Annotated in this window: 16 protein-coding genes; 11 read left to right on the top strand and 5 right to left on the bottom strand. The window is 70.5% G+C overall.

Annotation, left to right across the window (positions count from 1 at the left end; genetic code table 11):
* Positions 1 to 30: 30 nt before the first annotated feature.
* A complete protein-coding gene (locus ABZS64_RS29735; RefSeq protein ID WP_355836410.1) occupies positions 31 to 936 on the bottom strand; it encodes a 5'-3' exonuclease in 906 nt (301 codons plus the stop codon).
* A 161-nt stretch (positions 937 to 1,097) separates the two neighbouring features.
* Between ABZS64_RS29735 and ABZS64_RS29730 the strand changes: the two genes are divergently transcribed.
* From ABZS64_RS29730 to ABZS64_RS29710, 5 genes are all read left to right on the top strand, one after another.
* The gene (locus tag ABZS64_RS29730; protein WP_355836295.1) at positions 1,098 to 2,252 is read left to right on the top strand and encodes a glycine betaine/L-proline ABC transporter ATP-binding protein; all 1,155 of its coding nucleotides are present in this window, start codon (positions 1,098 to 1,100) and stop codon (positions 2,250 to 2,252) included.
* The gene (locus tag ABZS64_RS29725; protein WP_355836292.1) at positions 2,245 to 4,065 is read left to right on the top strand and encodes an ABC transporter permease/substrate binding protein; all 1,821 of its coding nucleotides are present in this window, start codon (positions 2,245 to 2,247) and stop codon (positions 4,063 to 4,065) included. The genes ABZS64_RS29730 and ABZS64_RS29725 overlap by 8 nt, the downstream gene beginning before the upstream one ends.
* Positions 4,066 to 4,324: 259 nt before the next feature.
* Positions 4,325 to 4,912 carry a helix-turn-helix domain-containing protein gene (locus tag ABZS64_RS29720; RefSeq protein WP_355836289.1) on the top strand — a complete coding sequence of 196 codons (588 nt, stop codon included), beginning with the start codon at positions 4,325 to 4,327 and terminating at the stop codon, positions 4,910 to 4,912.
* Positions 4,913 to 4,920: 8 nt separating this feature from the next.
* On the top strand, positions 4,921 to 5,643 hold the full coding sequence (locus ABZS64_RS29715) for a helical backbone metal receptor (protein WP_355836286.1): 723 nt from the start codon (positions 4,921 to 4,923) through the stop codon (positions 5,641 to 5,643).
* 95 nt (positions 5,644 to 5,738) lie between these two features.
* Positions 5,739 to 6,020 carry a hypothetical protein gene (locus tag ABZS64_RS29710; protein WP_355836283.1) on the top strand — a complete coding sequence of 94 codons (282 nt, stop codon included), beginning with the start codon at positions 5,739 to 5,741 and terminating at the stop codon, positions 6,018 to 6,020.
* Here the strand turns inward: ABZS64_RS29710 and ABZS64_RS29705 are convergent, their stop codons facing one another.
* On the bottom strand, positions 6,021 to 7,163 hold the full coding sequence (locus ABZS64_RS29705; RefSeq protein ID WP_355836408.1) for a TDT family transporter: 1,143 nt from the start codon (positions 7,161 to 7,163) through the stop codon (positions 6,021 to 6,023).
* Between the two features lie 70 nt (positions 7,164 to 7,233).
* Between ABZS64_RS29705 and ABZS64_RS29700 the strand changes: the two genes are divergently transcribed.
* Together ABZS64_RS29700 and ABZS64_RS29695 are read left to right on the top strand one after the other, a co-directional pair.
* Positions 7,234 to 8,160 carry a LysR family transcriptional regulator gene (locus ABZS64_RS29700; RefSeq protein ID WP_355836280.1) on the top strand — a complete coding sequence of 309 codons (927 nt, stop codon included), beginning with the start codon at positions 7,234 to 7,236 and terminating at the stop codon, positions 8,158 to 8,160.
* Positions 8,161 to 8,421: 261 nt separating this feature from the next.
* Positions 8,422 to 9,030 carry a GPP34 family phosphoprotein gene (locus ABZS64_RS29695; RefSeq protein ID WP_355836278.1) on the top strand — a complete coding sequence of 203 codons (609 nt, stop codon included), beginning with the start codon at positions 8,422 to 8,424 and terminating at the stop codon, positions 9,028 to 9,030.
* Between the two features lie 51 nt (positions 9,031 to 9,081).
* On the opposite strand, the gene ABZS64_RS29690 is transcribed toward ABZS64_RS29695, so the two are convergent.
* The 3 genes from ABZS64_RS29690 to ABZS64_RS29680 all read right to left on the bottom strand — a co-directional run bounded on the left by ABZS64_RS29690 (position 9,082) and on the right by ABZS64_RS29680 (position 12,068).
* The gene (locus tag ABZS64_RS29690; RefSeq protein WP_355836275.1) at positions 9,082 to 9,759 is read right to left on the bottom strand and encodes a gamma-glutamyl-gamma-aminobutyrate hydrolase family protein; all 678 of its coding nucleotides are present in this window, start codon (positions 9,757 to 9,759) and stop codon (positions 9,082 to 9,084) included.
* 22 nt (positions 9,760 to 9,781) lie between these two features.
* Complete coding sequence (gene eat / locus ABZS64_RS29685) at positions 9,782 to 11,227, bottom strand: ethanolamine permease (protein ID WP_355836273.1); 1,446 nt, start codon at positions 11,225 to 11,227, stop codon at positions 9,782 to 9,784.
* Positions 11,228 to 11,339: 112 nt separating this feature from the next.
* Entirely contained in the window at positions 11,340 to 12,068 is a 729-nt protein-coding gene (locus ABZS64_RS29680) for an FCD domain-containing protein (RefSeq protein ID WP_355836270.1), read from the bottom strand.
* Positions 12,069 to 12,146: 78 nt separating this feature from the next.
* Here ABZS64_RS29680 and ABZS64_RS29675 point away from each other — a divergent pair, with 78 nt between their 5' ends.
* Genes ABZS64_RS29675 through ABZS64_RS29660 form a run of 4 tightly spaced genes read left to right on the top strand, consistent with a single transcriptional unit; the run spans position 12,147 to position 16,665 of the window.
* Positions 12,147 to 13,511 (top strand): glutamine synthetase family protein, encoded by a 1,365-nt coding sequence (locus ABZS64_RS29675; protein ID WP_355836267.1) that lies wholly within the window; start codon positions 12,147 to 12,149, stop codon positions 13,509 to 13,511.
* An 8-nt stretch (positions 13,512 to 13,519) separates the two neighbouring features.
* Positions 13,520 to 14,887, top strand: coding sequence for an aldehyde dehydrogenase family protein (locus ABZS64_RS29670; RefSeq protein WP_355836265.1), 1,368 nt, complete (start codon positions 13,520 to 13,522; stop codon positions 14,885 to 14,887).
* A 6-nt stretch (positions 14,888 to 14,893) separates the two neighbouring features.
* On the top strand, positions 14,894 to 15,679 hold the full coding sequence (locus ABZS64_RS29665) for a 3-oxoacyl-ACP reductase (RefSeq protein WP_355836262.1): 786 nt from the start codon (positions 14,894 to 14,896) through the stop codon (positions 15,677 to 15,679).
* 44 nt (positions 15,680 to 15,723) lie between these two features.
* Positions 15,724 to 16,665: a DUF2510 domain-containing protein gene (locus ABZS64_RS29660; RefSeq protein ID WP_355836259.1), complete on the top strand. Its 942-nt coding sequence runs from the start codon at positions 15,724 to 15,726 to the stop codon at positions 16,663 to 16,665.
* Positions 16,666 to 16,809 lie beyond the last annotated feature (144 nt).

Raw genomic sequence — 16,809 nt, 5'->3', positions numbered from 1 at the left:
TGCGTGCTTAGGCTTGCCTAAGTTAACACCTCAGCCCTGAAGTGTGGACAGCAGACGCCGCAGCGCTCCGCCGAGCCCCCAGCGGGCCGCGAGCTCGTCGAGAGTGGCCGGATCGCGCGGCTCGGACGGAAGCGCGGGGTCGAAGTCGGGCAGCAGCACGTCGGAAGCGACCCGCACCACCTTGGGCGCGACCGCGACATAGTCCCTGGCCTCGTCCAGCCGCTTGCGCTGCGAGGGCGTCAGCTTGGCGCGCGGATCGTCGACCGCGGCCATGATCCCGGCCAGATCGCCGAAGGTGTCCAGGAGCTTCGCCGCGGTTTTCTCGCCGATGCCGGGCACACCGGGCAGCCCGTCGCTCGGGTCGCCGCGCAGCAGCGCCAGATCGACATAGCCCGGGCCATCCACGCCGTACTTCTCGCGCAGCCACGCCTCGTCCGTCACCTGGAGCGTCCCGACGCCCTTCAGCGGATACAGCACCCGCCGGCCACGCGCGTCGTCCACCAGCTGGAACAGGTCGCGGTCGCCCGTGACGATGTCGACAGGACCGGTGGCCCGCCCGGTGAGAGTGCCGATGATGTCGTCCGCCTCATAGCCGTCGGCTCCGACGCGAGCGATGCCCAGCGCGTCGAGGACATCGATGATCACCGGGACCTGGGGGGAGAGGGTGTCCGGGATCTCCTCGGCGTCGGGGCCCGTCTCGGTCTCGACCGCGACGCGATGCGCCTTGTACGAGGGGATCAGCTCGACCCGCCAGTGCGGCCGCCAGTCGTTGTCCCAGCAGGCCACCAGGTCGTCGGGGCGGTGGTCGATGACCAGCCGCGTGATGAAGTCGAGCAGTCCGCGCACGGCGTTGACCGGACTGCCGTCGGGGGCCCGGACCGAGTCGGGGACGCCGAAATAGGCGCGGAAGTACAGGGAAGCGGTGTCGAGGAGCATCAGGCGTCGCGTCACAACCCTGATGATGCCGCACCCCACTGACAGTCACCGTGAGTGAACTGGATCACCTTTCTGTTTGGTCCCGATACGTCAGGGCAAGCGCGGGACTGGCTCGCCTGCAGGCATGGCGGGCCGTTTTCGGTTCAACGCGTGAGGTGTATGTGTCCAGGCTGCAGGCCGAGCACTTGTACAAGGTGTTCGGCAGACGACCCGATGAAGCGGTACGCGCGCTCGAAAGCGGCGGCGACCGCGACGAGCTGCGCGCCGACGGAACGACCGCAGCGGTGATCGACGCCTCGTTCGCCGTCGAGCCGGGTCAGATCTTCGTCGTCATGGGTCTGTCCGGATCCGGCAAGTCCACGCTCCTGCGCATGCTGAACGGACTGCTCGAACCCACCGCCGGACGCGTGCTCTTCGACGGCCAGGACCTCACCGCCCTGAGCCCTCGCGAGCTGCGCACCGTACGCTCCACCAAGATCAGCATGGTGTTCCAGCACTTCGCCCTCTTCCCGCACCGCAGCGTGCTGGAGAACGCCGGATACGGCCTCGAAGTGCAGGGCGTCCCGCGCCGCGAGCGCGACCGGCGTGCCGCCGAAGCCCTGGAGCTCGTCGGCCTCGCGGGCTGGGAGAACTCCTGGCCCGACGAGCTGTCCGGCGGTATGCAGCAGCGCGTCGGCCTGGCCCGCGCGCTCGCCACCGACGCCGACCTGCTGCTGATGGACGAGTCCTTCAGCGCGCTCGACCCGCTGATCCGCCGCGATATGCAGGACCAGCTCCTTCAGCTCCAGAAGCGGCTCAAGAAGACCATCGTCTTCATCACCCACGACCTGAACGAGGCCATGCGCCTCGGCGACCGGATCGCGGTGATGCGGGACGGCAGGATCGTCCAGCTCGGCAGCGCCGAGGACATCCTCGTCACCCCGGCCAACGACTACGTCGCGTCCTTCACCCAGGACGTCGACCGCTCCCGGGTGCTCACCGCGGGCGCGATCATGGCCGATCCGCAGACTGCGTACGGCGCCAGGACGGACAGCGGCAAGGAGCTGCGCGGCGCCAAGGACGTGCTCGCCGCAGCCCCCGCCACCGTTGCCGCCGACACTCCGATCATCGAACTGTTCACCCCCTGCTCCACCAGCGGCGTCGCCGTCGCCGTCATCGACGACGAGGGGGAGCTGATCGGCGTCGTACCGCCCGCCAGACTGCTGGCGGTCCTCGGCGAGCCGATGACCCCGGCAGCGATTCCGCCGCAGGACGCGGGACAGCCGCAGGCTGCGGTCCCGATGCAGGGCGTGACCAAGGAGGTGGCCAGTGCCTAGGCTCCACCTCGGCGACTGGGTCGACGCCGGTGTCAACTGGCTCCAGTCCCATCTCTCCTGGCTGTTCGACGCCATCACCTCGGTCGTCACCGGTATGTACGACGGCATCGACACGGCGCTCTCGGCGCCCCAGCCGCTGCTCTTCGCGGGCATCCTCGCCGTCGTCGCCTGGTGGCTGCGCGGTCTGCTCGGCGGCGTACTGGCCTTCGCGGGCTTCGCTCTCATCGACTCCATCGAGCTGTGGGACGACGCGATGTCGACCCTCTCGCTGGTGCTCGTCGCCACGATCGTCACGCTGCTGATCGCCGTCCCGCTCGGCATCTGGGCCTCGCGCTCCAAGACCGTCAGCGCGGTCACCCGGCCGGTCCTGGACTTCATGCAGACCATGCCGGCGATGGTCTATCTGATCCCCGGCATCATCTTCTTCGGCGTGGGCGTGGTCCCGGGCATCATCGCCACCATCGTCTTCGCCCTGCCGCCGGGTGTACGGATGACCGAGCTCGGCATCCGCCAGGTCGACGGTGAACTCGTCGAGGCCGCCGAGGCCTTCGGTACGACCCCGCGCAACACGTTGCTGCGGGTTCAGCTCCCGCTCGCCCTGCCCACGATCATGGCCGGTATCAACCAGGTCATCATGCTGGGCCTGTCCATGGTCGTCATCGCAGGCATGGTCGGCGGCGGCGGTCTCGGCGGTGCGGTCTACCGCGCCATCGGCAATGTCGACATCGGCCTCGGCTTCGAGGCGGGCATCTCCATCGTCATCCTGGCGATGTACCTGGACCGGATGACCGGCGCGCTCGGCCGTCAGGTCTCCCCGCTCGGGCGGCGTGCGCTCGTCAAGGCCAAGTCGCTCACCGGCGGGCGCAAGCTCTGGACCTACCGTCCCCAGCCGGCTGTCGCGGTCGTGGGTGTCGTCGTGCTCGCGCTCGCGGCAGGCGGCATGGGCATCTTCGGCGGAGCCAAGTCCGCCGATGCCTCCGGCGCGGCCGATGTCGGCCAGGGCAAGAAGGTCTCCATCGGCTACATCCCGTGGGACGAGGGCATCGCCACCACCTTCCTCTGGAAGGAGATGCTCGAGCGCCGCGGCTTCGAGGTCGAGACCAAGCAGCTGGAGGCCGGAGCGCTCTACACCGGTCTGGCCGGCGGCCAGGTCGACTTCCAGACCGATGCCTGGCTGCCCGTCACGCACGCCCAGTACTGGAAGAAGTACCAGAACAAGCTGGAGGACATGGGTTCCTGGTACGGCCCCACCTCGCTGGAGCTCTCCGTGCCCGCCTACATGAAGGGCGTCGACTCGCTCGACGACCTCAAGGGCAGGTCCGGCCAGTTCAAGGGCCGGATCATCGGCATCGAGCCGAGCGCCGGAATGATGGGCATCCTCAAGGAAAAGGTCTTGAAGGACTACGGCCTGGAGGGCGAGTACAAGGTCGTCGACGGCTCGACGCCCGGCATGCTCGCCGAGCTCAAGCGTGCGTACGACAAGAAGGAACCCGTCGTCACCACGCTGTGGTCGCCGCACTGGGCGTACAGCACCTACGACCTGAAGAAGCTCAAGGACCCCAAGGGCTCCTGGGGCAAGGGCGACGGTGTGCACACCCTGGCCCGCAAGGGCTTCGCCGCCGACAATCCGCAGGTCGGCACCTGGCTGAAGAACTTCAAGATGACCGAGAAGCAGCTCACGGACCTGGAAGCGAAGATCCAGTCGACTGGCAAGGGCAAGGAGCAGGACGCCGTACGCGCCTGGCTCAAGGAGAACCCGGGCCTCGCCGGAAAGTGGGCCCCGGTCGCCGCGGCCGGGAAGTCCCAGGGCTGACAGTCCAAGGCAGGGCAGTCCCAGGACCGGCTCAAGGTTCCCCAGAGCCCTGGTGGAGCGTTCACGTGCGGACGGGATCTCTCCGCAGTAGCCTGCCCTACGCACAAGGGGTGGTTTTCGCCGGTGGCGGGGGCCACCCCTTCGGGCTGTCCGGCCGGATGCCGGTCCCGCGCGCGCACCGGGTGAGGGGCCTGCGCGGGAAACCGGGGCCGGAAGCTGCGTAAGGTGAGACAGGACCAGGGAAGGGGGAGCCCGGCAGATGGATGCGAAGGACGCGAAGGGCGCGAAGGACCCGAAGGAGACCGAACCCCTTCGGGTGGGCGCCGCTGTGCGCAGACGCCGCCGCGCCCTGGATCTCACGCTCGCCGCCGTCGCGGAGCGCAGTGGCCTGTCCGTGCCCTTCCTCAGCCAGATCGAGAACGAACGGGCCCGCCCCAGCATGCGCTCGCTCCAGCGGGTCGCGGACGCCCTGGAGACCACGACCGGCCGGCTCCTCGCCGCCTCCGACGCCGCCCGCACCATCAAGGTCGTACGAGCCCCGCACGGCGGCGAGCTGCCGCCCACCGCCATGACCCGCAGGCTCGTGCGGGGGCAGCATCAGCTGCAGGCCCTCGAATTCACCGGTGAGCAGGACGCGGGCCGCGAGTTCGAGCACCGTAACGACGAGCTGATGTACGTCGCCGACGGTGCGGCCGAGGTCGAGGCGGAAGGACGCGCCTACCGGCTGGCACGCGGCGACACCCTCTTCCTCTCCGGTGGCGTACGGCACCGGTGGCGCGCGACCGCGCCCGACACCCGGATCATCGTCGTCACGGTCTCCGACCACATCGAGACGCCGGAGCCGTAAGGACCGTCATGCGCGTCGTGTCCCTGGTGCCCTCGCTGACCGAGGCCGTGGCCGTGAGCGCGCCCGGACTGCTGGTCGGGGCCACGGACTGGTGCAGCCACCCCCCCGGGCTCGATGTCGTACGGATCGGGGGCACGAAGAACCCTGATGTGGCGGCCGTGATCCGGCTGCGGCCCGATCTGGTGATCGCGAACGAGGAGGAGAACCGGGCGCCCGATCTGGCCGCGCTGCGGGCCGCGGGCCTTGAGGTTCTGGAGACGGAGATACGCGACCTGGACCAGGCCTTCCGCGAGCTGGAGCGAGTCCTGGCGGCCGGGTGCGGCCTGCCCCGGCCGCGCTGGTTGGACGAGGCGCAGACGGCGTGGTCGGGGCCGGCGCCGCTGGGGGAGTGGCGGGCGGTCGTGCCGATCTGGCGGCGGCCGTGGATGGTGCTCGGCCGGGACACCTTCGCCGGTGACCTGCTGGCCAGGCTCGGCGTCAGGAATGTGTACGCGGAGCACGCCGAGCGCTATCCCCGTGTCCCGCTGGAGGAACTACGGGACTGCGGCGCCCAGTTGGCGGTCCTGCCCGACGAGCCGTACCGCTTCACGGCGGACGACGGTCCCGAGGCCTTTCCCTCGCTGCCCGCCGCGCTGGTCAGCGGCCGCCATCTGACCTGGTACGGGCCGTCGCTGGCCCAGGCGCCGGGGGTTCTCGGCGCTTCGCTGCGAGAAGCGCTCGGCCGGATGTAGCTGCCTCTTCACGGCGCCGCGTCGACTCGCTGTTGCCCACACGTGGACATAGCGTGACAGGCGAGTTGTTTTCGGACATGAATCGAGGAGCTGAGATGGCAGTTCTGGTGCAGAATTACGGCGCGGACTGGAACCAGGAGCTCTACCAGACGACATTCGACCGGGCGATCCCGGACCGTACGAAGCCACCTGCCGGGCTCATCGCCCACCTCGCGGCGCCCGGCGAGAACGGCGGCTGGCAGGTCGTCGACGTATGGGAGTCGGAAGCCGCGTTCCGGCAGTTCGTGGAAGAGGTGCTCATGCCCGTCGCACAGGAGGCCGGTGCGCCGCCCTTCGACTCGTCGGTGGTCGAGCTGCACAACTCTCTGATCCCGTAGCTATGTCTGACCGGGCGCTGCCAGCAGCGCTCCGCTGAACAGGCCCCGCAGCGTACGGAATCCGGTCACCGCCCAGGCGGTGACCAGGAGTGCGTAAAGGCCGACGGCGAGCCATTCGAGGGCCGCCAGGCCCGTGTGGTGGGCGAGGCCCTCCGCGCCGGTCACGCACGTGCCGACCGGAAAGGTGAAGGCCCACCAGCTCATCGTGAACGGCATGCCCTCCCGGGCCGCCCGCACCACCATCGCGGTCGCCAGCACCAGCCACATCAGGGCGAAGCCCATCACCGGGACGCCATAGATCACCGCGAACGCGCCGAAGCCCTGTGCGTACTGCGCCTGGATCGCGCCCGGGGCCACGTCCGCGAGCTTGTTGACCGCGGTCGTCGACTGGCCCAGCGGCCCGAGCACCAGGAACAGGGTCGGGGTGAGCGCGAGCGGCAGCGGGCCGTGGTGGATCAGCCGCGAGAAGACCACCGGCAGGATGATGAGCGTCGCGAGCAGGCTCACGCCGAACATGGCGTAACTGGCGAGCAGCATCGCCTCACGCCACTGCCCGGCAGGCAGATGCGGCACCAGCAAGGGGCCGAGCGATGCGGAGACCATCGGCGAGACGACCGGCAGCAGCCATACGGGTGATGCGGTGCCGGGCGCGACCCGCTGGCGTACGACCATCAGATACGGGACGACGACGGTGGCGGCGAGGCCGATGAGCGTGCCGGCGCCGAAGAGCGTCGCGGCCGTCGCCACCGCGGCGGTCTCGCCGATCACGTCCTGGCCCACGGTCAGGGTGCCGATCCCGACGGCCAGCAGCGCCATCGACAGACAGCCGTAGAACGGCGCGATTGCCGGGTCGACGAGATGGGCACGGGCCTGGTCGCGGTGGCCGGCCCAGTGGGCGGCGCGTGCGGTCAGAACGACGGCCAGCATTGCGGCCGACAACGCCCAGACCGCGGCGCACGCGGTCCGAAGGCCGGGCGCAACGGCTGCATCGACGGGGAGGCCGGCGCCTGCGGTCGCGACGATGGCGGTGCCCATGACGCTCGCGTACCAATTGGGGCCGAAATGGCGGAGCGACGGCAGCCGTACGGTGGTGAGAGTGGACGCGGTTGTGTGGGTGGTGCGGGGGTGCACGGCTATGACCATCTCTCCACTGTCACGCGGGGTGCGGCTCCCCACCACGGATCTCTCTCCTATGGCCCCATAACCTGGGTTTATGAGCGATGGGGATGAAGAGCGGGTTCCGCTCGCACACCGGGTGCCGGATCTGGGCGCGCTCGAGCTGCTGCTTGCCGTCGCCAGGCACGGCAGCCTGGGGCGCGCGGCGCGTGAGCTCGGCATCACGCAGCCGGCCGCGAGCAGCCGCATCCGCTCGATGGAGCGCCAGTTGGGCGTGGCGCTGGTCGACCGGTCCCCGCGCGGCTCCCGGCTGACGGACGCGGGGGCGCTGGTCACGGACTGGGCGCGGCGGGTCGTGGAGGCGGCGGAGGCGTTCGACGCCGGGGCGCAGGCGCTGCGGGGGCGGCGCGATTCACGGCTGCGGGTGGCGGCGTCAATGACGATCGCGGAGTACCTGCTGCCCGGGTGGCTGATCGCGCTCCGCGCGCAGCGGCCCGGCACGGCGGTCTCGCTGTCGGCGGGGAACTCGGCGGCGGTCGCTCAGCGGCTGCTCGCGGGTGAGGCGGACCTCGGCTTCGTGGAGGGCCTGTCCGTGCCGGAGGGGCTGGACGGGACGGTGATCGGCCACGACCGGCTGGTGGTGGTGGCGGCGCCGAGCCATGCGTGGGCGCGGCGGCGTACGCCCCTGTCTGCGGCCGAGCTGGCGGCGACGCCGCTGATCCTGCGGGAGCGGGGGTCGGGGACGCGGCAGGTCCTCGACTCGGCGCTGAGCGGGTGCGGTGGGCTGGCCGAGCCGCTGCTGGAACTCGCCTCGACGACGGCGGTCAAGGCGGCGGCGGTGAGCGGGGCGGGGCCGGCGGTGATGAGCGAACTGGCGGTCACGGAGGAACTGGCGTCGCGGCGCCTGGTGGGGATCCCGCTCGAGGCCGTCGACCTGCGCCGCGCCCTGCGCGCGGTCTGGCCGACGTCCCACCGGCCTACGGGCCCGGCGCGCGATCTGCTGTCGCTGACGCGGTCGGGGTGACGGGTCTCGGGTGCCGTCAGGCGGTGCGGGGCGCGGGTTGCCCGGTGCCGTGGGGTGGCCGTTTGGGGTCCGCTCCGGGGTTGCGCCGATTTACGGCGCGTCTCCGCTGGACCGCTGAGTACGGGCGTCCCCACGCCACAAATCACGCTTTACGCCCCGGCTCCACCCGCTGCGCGGCCCCCTGCCCCGCAAAGCCGACGCCCGGGCCCGTGGGATGCAGTTGCCGTCCTCGCTCCGTAAGCTCGAGCGCGGGAGTCATTCATGACCACACCGCGGGACCTGTTGATCATTGCCATAGACATGGCGTCCAATCGCCCTCTGGAACGAGGCGATCTGTCGCTTGCGCTCGCGGGAGCCGAGGCGATCGACCTTCTGAGTGCGGAAGCCGTCAGGCTGGACGGCGATGACATGGTGCCGAGCCTCCCGCCCGCAATGGCTGATCGCCTCTTGGATGAGGCCGCGTCGTCGCTTGTCCGGGACGCGCCGTACGAGTCGGTCGGCGACTGGCTGTGGCGCCGAGGCCGCGGCCTGGCCGCGGCCTACGTGGCCGACCTCGAGTCGGAAGGGCAGCTCACGCGGCAGCGCGGCCGTCGCTGGATGCCCTCCCGGACCAGTCGGACGGTGCTGGTCGATTCGCCCGCTCGCCGCCGGGCCGTGGACCGCTGGACATCGGATGAGCCCGTCCTCGCCGCCCTTGCGGCGGCCGTCGGGATCCGCGACGAGCAGGGTGCGGACTCCCCGAGCGTGGCCGACGACGCGGTGGCGACTGTGCTCGCCGCCGTCAATGACGCCGTGAGTGAATTGGAGTTCGAACGGCAACGGCGAGCCCTCGACGAGGCGGCCTTCGACAACATTTGGCGCGGCGGATGACGACCGCGGCGGGTCGGCCACCCGCCGCCGAGCCGGGCGCCGCAGGCGAAGTCAGCCCGCCGCGCCCACCAGCGCCGACATCACCCGCACGTCGTCCCCCGCCTCCGGATGCCACTGCACCCCCAGCACCCACCCCGCTCCCTCCAGTTCCGCCGCCTCCACCGTGCCGTCCTCCGCGTAGGCGCTTGCCGTGAGCGCCGGCGCGAGGCGGTCCAGCGACTGGTGGTGGTACGTCGGGACCGACGTTTCCTCCGGCACGATCGACGCGTACCGCGTCCCCGGTACCGGCTTGACCGTGTGGCGGCCGAAGACGCCCACACCCCCGACGTGCCCGTCCAGGTGCTGGACGAGCGTTCCGCCGAGCGCCACGTTCAGCAGCTGCAGGCCGCGGCAGATCCCGAGCAGCGGTGTTCCGGCCGCCAACGCCGCCCGGATCAGAGCGAGTTCCCAGGCGTCCCGCTCCCGCGCCGGCGGGCCCGTGCGCGGGTCGGGCTCGGCTCCGTACCGTACGGGCTCGACATCCGCGCCGCCCGCGATGACCAGGCCGTCGAGCCGGGCCACGGCCGCTTCGGCCGAGGCCGGATCGTCCGGCGGGAGGAGCGCGGCGAGGCCGCCCGCCGCCTGGACGAGGCGGGGATATCCGGCGGGTACCAGAGCCGCGGGCATGTCCCATACGCCCCAGGCGGCGGGTTCCAGGTAGGTGGTGACGCCGATGAGCGGCTTGGACACGGTGACTCCGTTCCGATCCTGATCAGTTGCGTTCGAGCTCGGCCTCGGCCGCCGCCAGCGCCGCGAACTCCTCCTCCGGCGCCCGGGCGACCAGATGATGCCGACTGTAGATCGCGAAGTAGGCGAGGGCGACGGCGTAGACGCCCAGCGCGATGAACGCCGCGTCCTTGTCCACGAGGAACGTCGCCACCAGCGCGGACAGCGCGAGGACGAACGCCACCGAGGAGGTCACCACGCCACCCGGGGTACGGTACGGGCGCTCCAGACCCGGCTCGCGGCGACGCAGGACGATGTGCGAGAGGGCCATCAGCGCGTACGAGATCGTCGCGCCGAAGACCGCGATGTTGAGCATCCGCGCGCCGTTCCCCGTCGCGGCTGCCAGCGCGAAGCCGATCGCCCCCGGGATCAGCAGCCCGAGATACGGCGACTTGCGGCGGCTGGTGAGGGAGAGGAACCGGGGCAGATAGCCCGCGCGGGAGAGCGCGAAGAGCTGGCGCGAGCCCGCGTAGATGAGCGAGAAGAAGGACGCGACCAGGCCCGCCAGGCCCGCGTAGTTGACGAAGCGGCTGAGCGGGGTCGGGTCGCCCTTGCCCTGGAGGGCTACCACCAGCGGGTTTCCGGCCTCCTGGATCGCGGCGGAGCCCTGCGCGCCCGTCGAGGCGAAGAAGGTGAGCACGGCGAGCAGGACGAGGATGCCCATCGAGATGGCGAGCGCCCGCGGCATCGAGCGCACCGGGTCCTTCGCCTCCTCCGCCGCCAGGGGCACGCCCTCGACGCCCAGGAAGAACCACATGCCGAAGGGGAACGCCGCCCAGATGCCCAGCAGCCCGAACGGCAGCCAGGAACCCGAGCCGAGCGCGGCCTTGTCGACGGGGATGTCATCCAGATGGCCCGCGCTGAAGTCCGTGAAGGCGCCGACCGCGAAGATGAGCAGTGCCGCGACCGCGATCGCCGTGACCACGAGGCTGAAGCGCAGCGCCTCGCCGACGCCCCACAGATGGATCCCGATGAAGACCGCGAAGCAGGCGAGATAGACCGGCCAGCCCGATTCCAGGCCGAAGAGGCCGAGCGATTCGACGTAGTCGCCGATGAAGATGGAGATCGCGGCGGGGGCGAGTATGTACTCGATGAGGATCGCGGTGCCGGTCAGGAAGCCGCCCCAGGTGCCGAGCGCGCGTCGGGCGAAGCCGTAGCCGCCGCCTGCCGTCGGGAGGATCGCCGACAGTTCGGCGAGCGCGAAGACGAGACAGGCGTACATCACGCCCATGAGGAGGGTCGCGATCGCGAGCCCGCCGAAGCCGCCCTTGGAGAGGCCGATGTTCCAGCCGGAGAAGTCTCCGGAGACGACATAAGCGACGCCGAGGCCGGTGAGCAGCAGCCAGCCGGCGCTGCCCCGGCGCAGGGTGCGCCGTTTCAGATAGGCGTCGTCGGCTGGGGTGGAAACGCGCGTGGTGGTGCCTTCGGCCATGGGTCGCTCCTGGCAGAGGTCAAAGGTTTGTGGGCACACCATTGCGTTAGCCGTCGGGGATGCGCAAGCCCCTCGCGTAAACCTGTGGTTACGGATGGGCCGACGGCGGGCGTCAGGACAGGAAGCCGCGCAGCAGCGCCGCGGTGCCCTCGCAGTGCTCCCGCATCACCTCGCGCGCCGCGTCCGCGTCCCCGTCCAGAACCGCCTCGACCAGTGCGGTGTGCTGATGCTGCGAGTGCTCCAGATTGCGTACGAGCAGCGGAATGCAGTCCAGCAGATCATTCAGCGTCGCCCGCACGGCGGCGTACTGCGCGGTGAGGGTGGGCGAGCCGGAGAGCTCGGCGAGGGTGAGATGCAGCAGAGTGTCCTGGCGCCGGTACTCGGTGAGCGGTGCGTCGTGCGTCTCGGAGAGCGCCGTACGCAACCGGTCCGCGCCCTCGTCGGTCAGGCCGTGCGCGGCGCACAGTCCGGCGGCCCCCACCTCCAGGACCTCGCGAAACCGCAGCGTGTCCTCGACGTCCACCGCCGCCACGCGCCGGCGCAGCTCGTCCTCGCCGTGGGCTTCGGGGCGGCGCAGCACGAACGTTCCGCCGTACCGGCCGCGCCTGCTCTCGACGAGTCCCTGGTCGGTCAGGACCTTGAGCACCTCGCGCAGCGTGACCCGGCTGATCCCCATCCGTTCCGCGAGTTCACGCTCCGCGGGCAGCCGCTCGCCGCCCGGGACAAGACCGAGGCGGAGCAGCTGAAGAATCTGCTCCAGCGCCTCTTCGAAGCCGTTGCCCGCGCGTACGGTGCGCAGTACGGGTGTCAGCGGGTCGCCCGCATTGTTCTTCTCCGCCACGTTGCCGTTTCCTCTTCCCAGGCAATGGTCTCAAGTAATACCTTATGGCTTCCGGCTGACCCAAGGAGGCGTAATCCCGTGGCAGACCGCAAACCCCCGCTCGGGGTCGAGGAACTTCGTGCCCTCGTCGCGAGCGGTGAGATCGACACAGTCGTCCTGGCCTTCCCCGACATGCAGGGACGGCTCCAGGGCAAGCGGTTCGCCGCACCCTTCTTCCTGGACGAGGTCCTGGAACACGGCACCGAGGGCTGCAACTACCTCCTCGCCGTCGACACCGAGATGAACACCGTCGACGGCTACGAGATGTCCTCCTGGGACCGCGGGTACGGCGACTTCGCCATGCACCCCGACCTCACCACACTGCGCCGGGTCCCCTGGAACCAGGGCACCGCTCTGCTCGTCGCCGATCTCGCCTGGAACGACGGCTCACCCGTCGTCGCCGCACCCCGCCAGGTCCTGCGCCGCCAGCTGGAGCGCCTCGCCGAACACGGCTTCACCGCGCACGTGGGCACCGAGCTGGAGTTCATCGTCTTCCGTGACACGTACGAGGAGGCCTGGGACCGTAACTACCGCGATCTCATCCCGGCCAACCAGTACAACATCGACTACTCCGTCCTCGGCACCGGCCGCATCGAGCCGCTGCTGCGCCGGATCCGTAACGAGATGGCCGCGGCCGGCCTGACCGTCGAGTCCGCCAAGGGCGAGTGCAACCCCGGCCAGCACGAGATCGCGTTCAAGTACGACGAGGCCCTGGTCACCTGCGACCAGCACGCCGTCTACAAGACCGGCTCGAAGGAGATCGCCTCCCAGGAGGGCGTCTCGCTCACCTTCATGGCCAAGTACAACGAGCGCGAGGGCAACTCCTGTCATATCCACCTCTCGCTCCAGGACGCCGACGGCCGCAACGTGATGGCGGGCGACGGACCCGGCGGCATGTCGCCGGTCATGCGGCACTTCCTGGCCGGGCAGCTGGCCGCGCTGCGTGACTTCTCGCTGCTGTACGCGCCCAACATCAACTCCTACAAGCGCTTCCAGCCCGGCTCTTTCGCGCCGACCGCCGTCGCCTGGGGCTACGACAACCGCACCTGCGCGCTCCGAGTCGTCGGCCACGGTCGCTCGATGCGCTTCGAGAACCGGCTGCCGGGCGGCGACGTCAACCCGCACCTGGCCGTCGCGGGCCTCGTCGCCGCCGGTCTGTACGGCATCGAGCAGCAGCTGGAACTGCCGGACGAGTGCACCGGGAACGCGTACACCGCCGGATACGAACAGGTCCCCACCACGCTGCGCGAGGCCGCCGAACTCTGGGAGAACAGCCCCATCGCCAAGGCCGCGTTCGGCGACGAAGTCGTCGCGCACTACCGCAACATGGCGCGGGTCGAGCTCCAGGCATTCGACGCCGCGGTGACCGACTGGGAGCTCCGCCGCTCCTTCGAACGTCTGTGAGGCACGTCGTGTCGTACGCCCACCACGAGGTACTCAACCCGGCGACGGGGGAGGTCGTCGAGACCGTCCGCGCCACGACGGCCGCCGAGGTCGGCGCCGCCGTCGCCCGCGCCGCGACAGCACAACAGGGCTGGGCGGCGGCCGCACCCGCCGACCGGGCCCGACTGCTGCGCCGCTTCGCCACGGTCGTCGACGAACACCTTGAAGAACTTGCCCAGTTGGAGGTACGGGAGGCCGGGCACACCATCGGCAACGCCCGCTGGGAAGCGGGCAACGTCCGCGACCTCCTCAACTTCGCCGCCGGGGGAGTGGAGCGCCTCAGCGGCCGTCAGATCCCCGTCGCGGGCGGTCTCGACATCACCATCCTCGAACCGCTCGGCGTGATCGGCGTGATCGCGCCCTGGAACTTCCCCATGCCGATCGCAGCCTGGGGCACGGCCCCCGCGCTGGCGGCGGGCAACGCCGTCCTGCTCAAGCCCGCCGAGACCACGCCGCTCACCGCGCTGCGGCTGGCCGAACTAGCCCTGGAGGCAGGTCTTCCCGAGCATCTCTTCCAGGTGCTGCCGGGTGCAGGCGACGAGGCGGGCAACGCGCTCGTCGAGCACCCCGGCGTCGCGAAGATCGTCTTCACCGGCTCCACCCGCGTCGGCAAGAGCATCATGGCCACCTGCGCCGAGCGCGTTAAGCGCGTGACGCTCGAACTCGGCGGCAAGAGCCCCAACATCGTCTTCGCCGACTCCGACCTCGAAGCCGCCGTCGCCGCGACCCCCATGTCCTTCCTGGACAACAGCGGCCAGGACTGCTGCGCACGAACCCGCATCCTGGTGCAGCGCTCGGTGTACGACCGCTTCCTGGAGCTCCTCGCGCCCGCGATCGAGTCCGTCGTGGTCGGCGACCCGGCCGACGAGAAGACCCAGATGGGTCCGCTGATCTCCCAGGTTCAGCTGGACCGGGTGCGTTCGTACGTCACCGACGAGCTGAAGGGGATCCGCGGCACCGCCCCCGAAGGCCCCGGCTTCTGGTTCCCGCCGACCGTCCTCACCGGCCTTGCGCCGGACGCCCCCGCGGCGTGCGACGAGGTCTTCGGCCCGGTCGCCGTCGTCCTCTCCTTCGAGGACGAGGCCGAAGCGATCCGGCTCGCCAACGCCACTGAGTACGGCCTGTCGGGATCGATCTGGACCCGCGACCTCGGCCGCGCGATCCGCGTCTCGCGTGCCGTCGCCGCAGGCAATCTCTCCGTCAACTCCCACTCCAGTGTCCGCTACTCGACGCCGTTCGGCGGCTACAAGCAGTCCGGCCTCGGCCGGGAGCTCGGCCCCGACGCCCTCACCGCTTTCACCGAAACCAAGAACGTCTTCATCAGCACGGAGGCCTGAGCAACCATGACCGTTGAGACCCCCATCTGCCGCCGCCTTGTGGGCCGTACCGCAGTCATCACCGGCGCCGGCAGCGGCATCGGCCTTGCCACCGCGCGCCGCCTCGCCTCCGAAGGCGCGAACGTCGTCTGCGGAGACATCGACGAGACGGCGGGCAAGGCCGCGGCCGACGAGGTCGGCGGCACGTTCGTACGCGTCGACGTCACCGACCCCGGGCAGGTCGAGGCGCTGTACAAGACGGCGTACGACACCTACGGCAGCGTCGACATCGCCTTCAACAACGCGGGCATCTCGCCGCCCGACGACGACTCCATCCTCACCACGGGCCTGGAGGCATGGAAGCGCGTCCAGGACGTCAACCTCACCTCCGTCTATCTGTGCTGCAAGGCCGCCATCCCCTATATGCAGCGCCAGGGCCGCGGCTCCATCATCAACACCGCCTCGTTCGTGGCCATCATGGGCGCGGCCACCTCCCAGATCTCGTACACCGCCTCCAAGGGCGGCGTGCTCGCCATGTCCCGCGAGCTCGGGGTGCAGTTCGCCCGCGAGGGAATCCGGGTCAATGCCCTGTGCCCGGGGCCGGTCAACACCCCGCTGCTGCAGGAGCTGTTCGCCAAGGACCCGGAGCGCGCCGCGCGCCGACTGGTCCACATCCCTGCGGGACGGTTCGCGGAGGCGGACGAGATCGCTGCCGCCGTGGCCTTCCTCGCCAGCGACGACTCCTCGTTCATCAACGCGACGGACTTCCTCGTCGACGGCGGTATCGCGGGCGCGTACGTCACTCCCGTGTAAGCCCCTGTGGAAGGCGCCCGCATCCGGCCCCCTAGGGTGGCCGGATGAGCATGACGACCCCGGCCGGCTGGTTTCCGGACCCGAACATGCCCGGCACCGAACGCTGGTGGGACGGGACCGCCTGGACCGCGCACACACGCCCGGTCCAGGCACAGGCCCCGGCTCCCGCGCAGCCCGCCGGGTTCGGTCCGCCGACCGTGCCGACGCGGCAGGCGGCATCCGGAAGCGGCGGCAGGGGGCGGCTGTTGGCGCTCGGCGCCGCCGGTGTCGTACTGGTCGGCGCGATCGCCACCGGTGCGGTCCTGCTCGGCAACGACGACGACGGTACGAATCCCGAGTCCGCGCCGAGCGTCACCGCGCCCGCCACATCCGCCGACCCCAAGAACAGCCCGGCCACCACGCCGCCCCCGACCGACGACTCCGCTCTGCTGACCGACCAGCTGAACGGAATCTCCATGCCCATTCCCGAGGGCTGGGAGAAGTCCGACAGCTCTCTCGACGAGGGCGCCACGATGGTCACGGACGAGACCTACGACTGCCCGGCCGGCGGCTCCCCGCTGTGCCGGCACGGTCGCGTCTCGTCCATCACGGCCACCCGCACCGATGAGACCTCGCCCGCGAAACTCGCCCTCGCCGACATCGTGACGGCGGCGGACAAGGCGTACGAGGAAGACGCCATCGGCAACCGCGTCTACGGCGGCATCAGGTCCCACACCCTGCTCAAGTCCCAGTCCGTCGCGGTCGCCGGGCGGGCAGGCCATCTGGTGCGCTGGCGGGTCATCACCGGCTCCGGCCCCGGCGGTTACGTCCAGTCGCTGGTCTTCCCCTCGTCGGTGGGGAGCGAGTCGATGGTCATCGTGCGCTTCGCCTTCGACGCGGGCCCGGAGGCGCCCAAACTCGCGGAGATGGACAAGATCACCGCGGGCATCCGCCCCATCGGGGACGCGACGAGCGGCGGGGTGGGCAGCAGCATCGGCCCGGGCTAGCGCCTGCTGGAGGCACCCGAGCCGGCGTCGGTTCAGGCCCTGTCCGGCCGATCTTGCCGGGCTCGCGTGCCCTGGCACGGCACCTCGCTGCGTTGTCGTCAGTCGCCGACGCTCCGCGTCGGCTCCTTCCTCCGCCTTGCGATG

Origin of the sequence: Streptomyces sp. NPDC005408 (genome assembly GCF_040606445.1) — a bacterium.
GTDB lineage: Bacteria > Actinomycetota > Actinomycetes > Streptomycetales > Streptomycetaceae > Streptomyces.
The sequence above is the reverse complement of the archived record's forward strand: the minus strand, read 5'-3'. Positions and strand labels throughout refer to the sequence as shown.

Coding starts and splice junctions, on each gene's coding strand:
- ABZS64_RS29735 (WP_355836410.1), bottom strand. CDS start 936: ATGCTCCTCGACACCGCTTCCCTGTACTTCCGCGCCTATTTCGGCGTC.
- ABZS64_RS29720 (WP_355836289.1), top strand. CDS start 4,325: ATGGATGCGAAGGACGCGAAGGGCGCGAAGGACCCGAAGGAGACCGAA.
- ABZS64_RS29715 (WP_355836286.1), top strand. CDS start 4,921: ATGCGCGTCGTGTCCCTGGTGCCCTCGCTGACCGAGGCCGTGGCCGTG.
- ABZS64_RS29710 (WP_355836283.1), top strand. CDS start 5,739: ATGGCAGTTCTGGTGCAGAATTACGGCGCGGACTGGAACCAGGAGCTC.
- ABZS64_RS29705 (WP_355836408.1), bottom strand. CDS start 7,163: ATGGTCATAGCCGTGCACCCCCGCACCACCCACACAACCGCGTCCACT.
- ABZS64_RS29700 (WP_355836280.1), top strand. CDS start 7,234: ATGAGCGATGGGGATGAAGAGCGGGTTCCGCTCGCACACCGGGTGCCG.
- ABZS64_RS29695 (WP_355836278.1), top strand. CDS start 8,422: ATGACCACACCGCGGGACCTGTTGATCATTGCCATAGACATGGCGTCC.
- eat (WP_355836273.1), bottom strand. CDS start 11,227: ATGGCCGAAGGCACCACCACGCGCGTTTCCACCCCAGCCGACGACGCC.
- ABZS64_RS29665 (WP_355836262.1), top strand. CDS start 14,894: ATGACCGTTGAGACCCCCATCTGCCGCCGCCTTGTGGGCCGTACCGCA.
- ABZS64_RS29660 (WP_355836259.1), top strand. CDS start 15,724: ATGAGCATGACGACCCCGGCCGGCTGGTTTCCGGACCCGAACATGCCC.